4 protein-coding genes and 5 pseudogenes are annotated in these 9,492 nt (G+C 57.6%); 6 read left to right on the forward strand and 3 right to left on the reverse strand.

Translation table 11 applies throughout. From position 1 onward, the window contains the following. The 6 genes and pseudogenes from AB4Y40_RS42355 to AB4Y40_RS42380 all read left to right on the forward strand — a co-directional run. A pseudogene (locus tag AB4Y40_RS42355) lies at positions 1-122 on the forward strand (IS630 family transposase); the annotation flags it as partial. 28 nt (positions 123-150) lie between these two features. Continuing rightward, entirely contained in the window at positions 151-1,683 is a 1,533-nt protein-coding gene (gene ltrA / locus AB4Y40_RS42360; protein ID WP_368692937.1) for a group II intron reverse transcriptase/maturase, read from the forward strand. Between the two features lie 89 nt (positions 1,684-1,772). Further along, a pseudogene (locus tag AB4Y40_RS42365) lies at positions 1,773-2,261 on the forward strand (DDE-type integrase/transposase/recombinase); the annotation flags it as partial. 53 nt (positions 2,262-2,314) lie between these two features. Then, entirely contained in the window at positions 2,315-3,964 is a 1,650-nt protein-coding gene (locus tag AB4Y40_RS42370) for a trehalose-6-phosphate synthase (RefSeq protein ID WP_368692938.1), read from the forward strand. Positions 3,965-3,991: 27 nt separating this feature from the next. Continuing rightward, positions 3,992-4,255, forward strand: a pseudogene (locus AB4Y40_RS42375) (transposase); the annotation flags it as partial. A gap of 675 nt (positions 4,256-4,930) precedes the next feature. Beyond that, positions 4,931-5,407 carry a reverse transcriptase domain-containing protein gene (locus AB4Y40_RS42380; protein WP_368692940.1) on the forward strand — a complete coding sequence of 159 codons (477 nt, stop codon included), beginning with the start codon at positions 4,931-4,933 and terminating at the stop codon, positions 5,405-5,407. A 483-nt stretch (positions 5,408-5,890) separates the two neighbouring features. Here the strand turns inward: AB4Y40_RS42380 and AB4Y40_RS42385 are convergent. From AB4Y40_RS42385 to AB4Y40_RS42395, 3 genes and pseudogenes are all read right to left on the reverse strand, one after another. Continuing rightward, a pseudogene (locus tag AB4Y40_RS42385) lies at positions 5,891-7,039 on the reverse strand (recombinase family protein); the annotation flags it as partial. Positions 7,040-7,592: 553 nt separating this feature from the next. Beyond that, positions 7,593-8,436 (reverse strand): annotated as a pseudogene (gene istB, locus AB4Y40_RS42390) (IS21-like element helper ATPase IstB). Next, positions 8,433-9,492, reverse strand: a 1,060-nt coding sequence (locus AB4Y40_RS42395) for an IS21 family transposase (protein ID WP_368692939.1), incomplete at its 5' end; no start/stop codon positions are given. The pseudogene istB and the gene AB4Y40_RS42395, both read right to left, overlap by 4 nt.

Genomic DNA, 9,492 nt, shown 5'->3' on the forward strand with positions numbered 1-9,492 from the left:
TTCAAAAAGGTGAAAAGCTGGGCTCAAAAATTCACGAGCAGCTTTCACAAATTAGCCGCGATCCGTGCCTTGTTCGGTCATTTTTTAGGCATCAATCTGTCAGCTATATTGCTGACGTGTGAGTAACTGACCATAGTGAGGTGAAGACCTTTGATAATCAGTGAAATGCAAAGCAAACTGGCGACATGGTCGACGGAGAACAAAGAGCGCAAGTTCGATCGACTCCTGAGACTGATTGCCGACAGGGATTGGCTGAGCGAAGCGGCTCGCATTACGCTGGCATCCAGCGGAGCCCGCACACCAGGAGTGGACGGTGTTGACAGGCGCATGATGAAGGCGAATCTCCAGCATGAACTGGCGACGATACGCGACGAACTGTTGGCGGGCTCGTATAGTCCGCTGCCTGCGCGACGCGTGTACATACCGAAAGCGAACGGCAAGCTCAGGCCGCTCGGCATTCCGAGCCTGCGGGATCGGATCGCGCAACGGGCCATGCTGATGGCGATGGAGCCGATATGGGAGAGCGATTTCCACCCGGCTTCATATGGTTTTAGGCCTGCCCGTAGCGTACATCATGCAATTCGCACGGTGAAGCTTCAGTTGCAGGACGGTGGCGAACAAAGTGTCGCCGGGCGCTGGGTTATAGAGGGCGACCTCGCCAGCTACTTCGACACCGTTCATCATCGTCTGCTTCTAAAGGGAATCCGCAAGCGCGTTGCCGACCAGCGTTTCCTTGCCCTGCTGTGGAAGTTCATCAAGGCGGGCTGCGTTGATCGTGATCTGTTTCGTGCCGCGAGTGAAGGCGTTCCCCAGGGCGGTGTCCTCTCACCCCTGCTATCCAACATCACGCTGCACGAATTCGATGTGTGGATGGAAAGGAACTACCTGAACAAGAAGGTGCGGAAGGATCGGTGGGCGTGGAACTTCGCCATTCTCAAACAGCGCCCCATTACGGTACGAGAGAACCGGCAGTGGAAACCAGCTGTTGCCTACTGTCGGTATGCAGATGACTTTGTGATTGTGGTCAAGGGAACTCGTGAACATGCCGAGGCAGTGCGCGAAGCATGCCGCGAGGTCCTCGAAGGCGACCTGAAGCTCACGCTGAATATGGAGAAGACCCATATCACGCATGTGAACGATGGCTTCGTCTTCCTCGGTCACCGGATCGTCCGCAAGCGTGGTTCACGCGGTCGCATGCGACCTGTGACGACGATTCCGTGGGAGAAGTATCGGGGCTTTGCCGAGCGGCTAGTCAAGCAACTGTCGGGCAACTACGGCATGAACCGGATGGACCTGATGGAAAGCCTGAACCGGCAGATCACCGGCTGGGCTGCCTTCTACCAATACACCGACTTCACGGCCACCATGTTCAGAAAACTGGACCGCACGGTCTTCTGGAAATTCGGCTACTGGCTCGCGCGCAGGTATCGGCGCGGGTTCAGGTCGCTGATGCGCGATCATGTGCGTGCGCCAGAACCGGGACAGGCCAAGACATGGCTGCTTCAAGGCCAGAATAGTCGGGGTTGGTATGGGACGGTGGCGCTTCGGCGTCTTGTTACCAGTCGGAAGAGCCAGTTCAGGTGGCGTAGCCCGTCGGAAAATCCGTACATCATGCGCGACGAGACACGCAGCACCATCGAATCGCGCTATGCCGATGTCGCCTTTGCTATGAGCAACGCTTGAATGGAGAGCCGGATGCGCTGAGAGGTGCAAGTCCGGTTCGGGGAGGAGAGGCCGGGAGATAGCTCGACTACGTCCGGTCTCTTACTCCACTATCGAGCTGGCAGGGCTTCGTCTATGTCGCGTTCATCATCGACGTGTTCGCCCGACGCATTGTCGGCTGGCGTGTGTCGAGTTCGGCGCGCACGGACTTCGTTCTGGACGCACTGGAGCAGGCCTTGTACGAGCGACAGCCGGTGCAGCAGGGCGGGCTGATCCATCACAGCGACCGCGGCGTGCAAGGCGTATCAATCCGCTATACGGATCGGCTGGTCGAGGCTGGCATCGAGCCGTCAGTGGGCAGCGTGGGCGACTCCTACGATAACGCACTGGCTGAAACGATCAACGGCTTGTACAAGGCAGAGGTGATCCATCGCCTCGGACCGTGGCGCAATCCGCAGGCGGTTGAGCTGGCGACGCTCGAATGGGTTGACTGGTTCAACAATCGTCGGTGGCTCTTCGGCCCCATCGGCAACATTCCACCTGCCGAGGCGGAAGCCGCCTATTATTCAAAACTCGCTGGGTCCGCTATCGCGGCGTGACTCAAGCAAAACAGCCTCCGGGAAACCCGGGGCGGTTCAGAGGTATTAATTCCATGTTCAACAGTGCAACTCCCTCTATTTATTCGCCGACAATTAATCGCGACCCCTTCGACACATTCGCAACCACACAAAGCGAGGCACTTCAGAAGCCTGATCTTCCTCGGTCCGGACCTTCGCAGTTTGAGGGGCTGCCAGAAGCGCCGCGACGGAACATCTTGGGTGGAAAGGGCTCCGAGCTGTTTCGATCAAAATCTGAGGCATCAGCACCGCCAAGTTCAGATCGCCGCCTGGTAGTGGTATCGAACCGGCTTATAGATCCGAACAAACCTGCTTCAGGTGGGCTTGCAGTTGCGCTTGGCGAAATGATGCATAACACCGAAGGACTATGGTTCGGCTGGAGCGGTAAAACATCCGACGCCTCCGAAGTGACTAGCGTTCGAACCGAATCCTTCGGACGGACGACATTGGCACAAGTTGATTTGAGCAAGAAGCTTCACGATGGTTACTATGCGGGCTTTTCTAACTCTGTGCTTTGGCCTGTTTTTCACGAAAAAGTAAATTTTGCCGACCTTAACCCCGAGTACTTTGAAGATTATGAGACTGTCAATAAAATGTTCGCCTCAAAACTGGCCCCCTTGCTCAGAAAAAGTGACATCCTATGGGTTCACGACTACCATCTCATTCCTTTTGCGCAAGCGTTACGTGCGCTCGGATGCCAACAAAGAATAGGTTTTTTCAATCACATCCCGCTCCCGCCTCCCGATATCATCAAACAAATTCCCCAACATCGGAAATTGATGGAGGGCTTGATGTCATACGATCTCGTCGGGATGCAGTGCCCTAAAGACGTGGAGAACCTCCGCTTGTACGCGGAAACCGAAGGCGTCGGTCAACGGTTGAACGAACGTGATTTGAGAGCTTTCGGGAGGAAAGCCCGTATCCAAGCCTTTCCGATCGGCATTGATGTCGAGAATCTTAGGGCGCTTCAGCCAAGCAGTGCCTCAGAAGCAATCCTTGACGACGTCCGTAATGAGTCAGGTAGGCGCATGCTTATGGTCGGCGTTGATCGGCTGGACTACAGTAAGGGGGTACCCAAGCGTCTAAAAGCCTTCCATGAATTGCTGGATGCTCACCCAGACCTACGGAACAGCGTCACATTCGTTCAGATCGCAGCACCCACACGACTATGTGTTCCCGCGTATGCCAAGTTAAGCGAAAAAACTAGGAAACTGGTGGACGAGATCAACGACCAGTTTGGCACTGTTGATTGGAAGCCCGTGATGTACTTCAACGATTCGGTGGATCGCAACGCACTGCCTGAAATTTATTGCATGAGTCAGGTAGGTGTCGTTACCCCCGTGGCGGATGGCATGAACCTCGTGGCTAAAGAATACATCGCTGCGCAGAAGCCAGAAAATCCTGGCGTTCTTGTGCTATCAACCGGTGCAGGTTCGGCCACTCAACTCAGTGAATCGCTTCTGGTGCCCCCTAAGAATCGAACTGCCATTGCCAAAGCATACCTATGTGCCTTGACCATGTCCTTGGCGGAACGTCAAAAGCGGCACGCCAAACTGCTGGACAATATCAAAACTCAAGACCTACCCTGGTGGAGAGAAACTTACCTTAATGCACTTTGCTCTTCGCAAGAATCCACGGGGATTGAGCTTCCCCCGAAATTTCGCCTTCCAGCAGGTCGTGTGTAAACTCGACCCGAAGGAAGGAAAGAATCGATGTTCAAAATACCAAAGCAGGCATACACCGCCGAGTTCAGGACGCTCGCGGTACAGCGAGTGAAGGACGGGCAAAGCGCGCGGGACGTCGCTCGCGAACTGGGGATTTCACACCAGTCGCTGCGTAACTGGCTCAAGGCCGATGAGGCAGGCAAGCTCAATGGCGCGGGGACAAAGGTTGTCACGCCGGAGCAGATGGAACTGTCACGCCTGCGGGCTGAGAACAAGCGTCTACAGATGGAACTTGAAATCGCAAAAAAAGCGGCGGCGTGTGTGCTATGAAAGCTGTTTGATCGATGAGGGTGGGCCCCTCGATGCCGTCTTTCAGGAGAAGGCATTAAACCACTTCAAGCTGCTGCGTTTAAGAGACGTGGTGGTGAGCGTTGAAGAAAAGGCGCAGTGAATGCGTCAGGTATGGAATAACGAGACGAGCGCAAGCGAACCGTCGATGAGGTGTCGATAGCTTTTTCCACCCGTCGTCAAAACCAGGGTCCACGCTGCACCCTGGGACAAACCAAGCGGGAGCCTGATGACTGGCTTGGTGGCGACCGGCATATAGACGGCGTGACGTTACTCCAGGCGATTGAACGGAACATAGGAACCTGTCATCTCGATGCGAAGGGAGAAGCTTGATTTGAAGGACTCGAAGAAAGCGAGAGTACCGATGCGGGGTACAGGGACGGAGCATTTCGTAGTAGCGGTGAAGCCTCGTAATGGGGGCGGAGCGAAGGGAATGCGTCATCCGGCAAGTCCCGTCGGCCAACCAGAGAATGGGATGAGCCGATGAGTCGAGCCCGGCCGTTTGCAATAACGAAGCAGTCTGTGTGGGCAGCATGGCTTCAGGTGAAAGCGAACCATGGCGCGCATGGTGTGGATGGGCAAACCATCGAGGCATTTGAAGAGCGGCTTGGACGCAATCTGTACAAGCTGTGGAACCGGATGTCTTCAGGGAGCTACTTCCCCCCGCCGGTGCGCGGCGTGGAAATTCCGAAGGGCAATGACAAGAATCGCAAGCGGTTACTGGGAATTCCAACAGTGGCGGACCGCGTTGCCCAAGCGGTTGTGCGCAATTATCTTGAAGCGCAGGTAGAGCCCTGTTTCCATCCGGATTCCTATGCTTACCGTCCTTCAAGGTCGGCGCTGGATGCGATTGCTGCTGTCCGGAGCCGTTGCTGGAAATACGATTGGGTACTGGAATTTGACATCAAAGGTGCGTTTGACCACGTTGATCACGAACTCATGATGAAAGCGGTGCGGCAGCATGCCCGTTGCACATGGGTGGAGCTGTACGTCGAACGCTGGTTGAAGGCGCCAATGATGAGGGGGCAGGAAATGGTGTCGCGGACGCAGGGCACGCCGCAGGGTGGTGTGCTTACGCCTCCTACAATGTTGCATACTTTTCTCTCCTGCGTCTGAGTCGGTCGAATTTTCGCTGCCGCGAACCGGCGGTTGCGGATCGACACGGAACACGACGACGATCTCGTCCTTGTGGATTTCTACGCGCTTGACCAGGCCCAGAACGATCTTGCGTTTCGTTTCAAGATCAATCGCATCCAGCTTTTCAGTGACGGCGGCTGCAAACTCCTCAAGCAGGTTAATGACGAGAAACAGCTCGCTTTGCATCGCACCGTGGCGCCGTGATTCCTGGATCTGCTGTTCAATCTGTTCGAGCCGACTCTTCAACTGCTGCATCCTTGGCTCGAAGTCAGCCTTGTCGATGATACCGTCGGCGTAGCCGTCGATCAGTCGCGATTTGCCCTTTTCGAGCTGAAGCCGCTGCTTTTCCAGACTGCCGGTATCGAAGCCGCGCTTTTCGCTACGCTCCATCACGTCGAGTCGACGTTCATACTCTTCTTTCAGTCGATCGGGATGCCTGAGCAATTCCACAACCTGATGCCATACCAACTCATCGAGCTTGTCTGTCCGTACCTGCAGGTTGTCGCAGATACGTTCGCCGCCGAACCGGTAGGCGTCGGTTCCAACGCAGCGGTAATAGGCATAGTCACGCTGATGTCCCTTGGCCGCCGACTTGCTCACTTTCTTCGCGTAGTAGGCGTAACGGCACTGTCCACAAACAGTGAGCCCCTGCAGCAGGCGAAGCGGCGCATTATCCCGGCGCTGGCGTGCCAGCTTGCGGTTCTCGGCAAGCTGCTCCTGAACGATTTCGAACAGTGCTTCGCTGACGATTGCCGGCACCGGAATTTCGATCCACTGCTGCCGGTCCGCGCGTTTCGCTGAATACGGTTTCCTGGGCACGTCGGCGCTGTGACGCTGGGCACGCACGCGCACCTGATGATCGCACGCCTGCGTTTTGCCAAACGCAGCCCGCCCCATGTACGCCGGATTACGCAAGATGCCCCATACCACGCTGCGGTCCCAGTACGGCTTGCCCGATGCCGTCACGGTACCGGCCTCGCCAAGCCGACGTATCACTTCTCCGAGGCTCAGGCGCTCCAGCCCGACCCACTCGAAGATCGCTTTCACCGTGGCGGCTTGCGGCAGTTCGATGACGTACCGGGCTGGCGTCCCGTCGAGCTGTCTTCGGATATAGCGGTAGCCGTAAGGCGCCCCTGATAGCACATTGACGGTACCGCGTTTCGCACCGTGAAGCTTGCCGCGGCGGTGACGCTCTGCGATTTTTGCCCGCTCGTACTCCGCTATCATGCCCTGCATCTGCAGCAGCAGTGATTCTTCCGGCGTCGTGCCAATTGCATGATTGAGAAACACGACCTGTACGCCGCACGAGGAGAATTCCTCCATCAGCAGGGCTTGGTGCGCATATTTGCGCGCCAGGCGGTCTGGCGCGAGGATGTACAGCCGATCGACCGTCCCGAGCGCGGCGGCGTCGCGCAGGCGCTCCAATTGCGGCCTGACCAGCGTTGCACCGCTCACCCCGGCATCGACGAAGCACATGTCCTCCACAATCTGCGCCCCGTCGGTCTGAATTCGGTCTTTCAATGCAGCGATCTGGCTGTCTATCGTGCCGCGTTTGCTTTGCTGCTCGGATGACACTCGCGCGTAAAGCGCGACCATGGCAACATTGCTCATCGTTTCCCTCGCTTCATCGCTTTCGCCGTTGCTGGCCTTGCATCCAATGCGCGCCTCGTGCTTCGGGCATCAATCGGACTGAGCTGGTCATAGGCCTTCTCCAGTTGTTCGCTGGAATAGCGGTTCGGCTCGAAAGCGAGACGCACTCGCCAGTGTTTGCGTCGTCCCCGTGTCATCGACTGGGCTCCCGGTTAGCGGGAGCAACGGCCTCAAGCACGAGAACCGCATTACTGGCAGGACATTCTCTGGACCATGGCGCCAGACACTCCCTCGATATGCGAAGGCCCCATCTTACCCGCGAGTTTTCTATGTTGTTGCCGGGGCTTCAGCCCGGTGCTGTTTAATCTCTACATGCATTATGCCTTTGATAGCTGGATGGCGAGGCCCTTTCCGGAAACGTCCTTCGTGCGGTATAGAGAGCGTCAAGCAGCACGGCCGGTCAGCGACAACTATTTTGGCCGGTCAACGGGGTAGTTGTCGTTCGGTATCAGGTCATATTTGACGTTGCTCCTTCGTAATTGTCGTTGCGTGATCGTGTAGTTGACGCTCATCGTTACTGCGCAACGTTGCCGTCGTCAGGCAACTGGCCGCTGAACGGATTGCTAGGTTTGTCGTCGTGTAGTTGACGCCGCCGTGCATTCTGTTTGTCGCCGGCCTTGCGGCGGCGGTAGCTTTCGACATTGAGTTCGAAGATCGTCGAGTGATGCACAAGCCGGTCGATGGCGGCGACCGTCATGCCGGGGTCGGGGAACACGTCATTCCAGCCCGAGAACGGCTGGTTTGCAGTTATCAGAAGACTTTTTCGCTCATACCTCTCGGCAATCAGCTCGAACAGAACGCTGGTTTCGGCCTGGTCCTTGCGGGCATACGACAGGTCGTCGAGGATGATCAAATCGAAGCGATCGAGCTTGGCCAGCGCGGAAGGTAACTGCAGGCTTTGGCGCGCGGCCTGCAGCTTCTGGACGAGCTCGCTGGTACGCGTGAACAGCACGCGGTAACCCACGTCGATCAATGCATGACCGATAACCGATCCCAGGTGGCTTTTTCCGACCCCAGGCGGGCCGAACAGGAGAACCGTGGCGCCTTTTCTCCAGCCATGACTCTCCGGTGGCCAGCGCTGTGACATGCGCTTTTGAGACCATCGGCACGGCGCCGAAGTCGAACGCCGCGAGGGTCTTGGTCGGGTCCAGATGCGACTCGGTACGGTGCCGCTCGATGCGTCGCTTAGCGCGTTCGGCCAGCTCGTGCTCTAGCAGTGCGCCGAGCAGGCGTGCGGCCGGCCAGGCTTCCTTGTCCGAACGCTCAGCGAACTCGGGCCACAACCTACCGATCGTTGGCAAACGCAGCTCGTTGAGCATCAAGGCCAGGCGGCCACCATCATGCGCGGGCGCGTTCATGCTGCCACCTTCTTGAGCAGTTCGTCATACACGGCAACGGGCGGCATCTGAACCTCGACATCGGGGCACTGGACCTCACGGGGTGCGTACTGTTCACGCAGCGCCTTGAGATCGGGAAGCTCGCCGGTTTCCAGCATTGCATCAAGCTGCCCGGCCAGTACGGCCTCCACGCCGTGCAGGCCCGCGAGCTCAAGCAGGCCGACCATCGTCTTGCATGCATCGCGTTGTGACAGGCGGGCATCAAGTTGTTCCCAGGTTCTGCGGTACGCATCACGCGGGAACAGCGCGTCACGAAACGCGAGCCCCTTGAATGCCTGGGGTTTGCGCTTCAGCGAGTCAATGAAGTGGCGGTAATCAAGCGCGTGGCGGTTGTCGCGCGCACGCGAGCCCCGTGCGGTGCTGTGGACCAGCAGGCCGGACAGGTAACAGTCGAGCCGGTCGCCGTAGACGCGCACCTTCAGCCGGTGACCAATCAGGCGCGACGGCGCACTGTAGAGGATGCCGCGCACCGTAAAAGTGCTGCAGCGGGTCACAGGAGCCTCTTCCTCGACGAAGTCAGTGGTACGGTACTCCGGCAAATCCTGAAGCTGCTGGCGCTCGATACGGAACGCGGCGGCGCAGCGCCGGTTTCGGCGCATCACCTGCTCGCGGATGAATTCATCGTAGCCAGCACGATCAACGAAGTCGCGATGGCCACGCAGCATCAGGGCTTGATCGACTGCGTCCTTCAGATACCGGTGCGAGGATTCGACACTCCCGTTCTCGTGACCTAGACCGCGATTGTTACGCGTGCCCTGCATCTCGTAGTGATCGAGCAGCGCCTTGTAGCGGGTAGTGAAGTCTTCCTTCTCGCTCAGGTTCTTGAAGGCCGCTGACAGGCTGTCGGTGCGATGCTCGCGCGGGCAACCTCCCGCCTGCCATAGAGCGTTCGTAAGCGATGAATTCTCCACACCGAATGTAGAATCGTTCGCAACCAGCGGGCGAGCGTAGCTGCATCGCGACGGTCGCGATCGACCGGCGATGTCTGCGTCAGGATGGTGAGCCTGTGCGTCGGGC

The sequence above is a fragment of the Paraburkholderia sp. EG287B genome (assembly GCF_040965595.1).
Classification (GTDB): Bacteria; Pseudomonadota; Gammaproteobacteria; order Burkholderiales; family Burkholderiaceae; genus Paraburkholderia.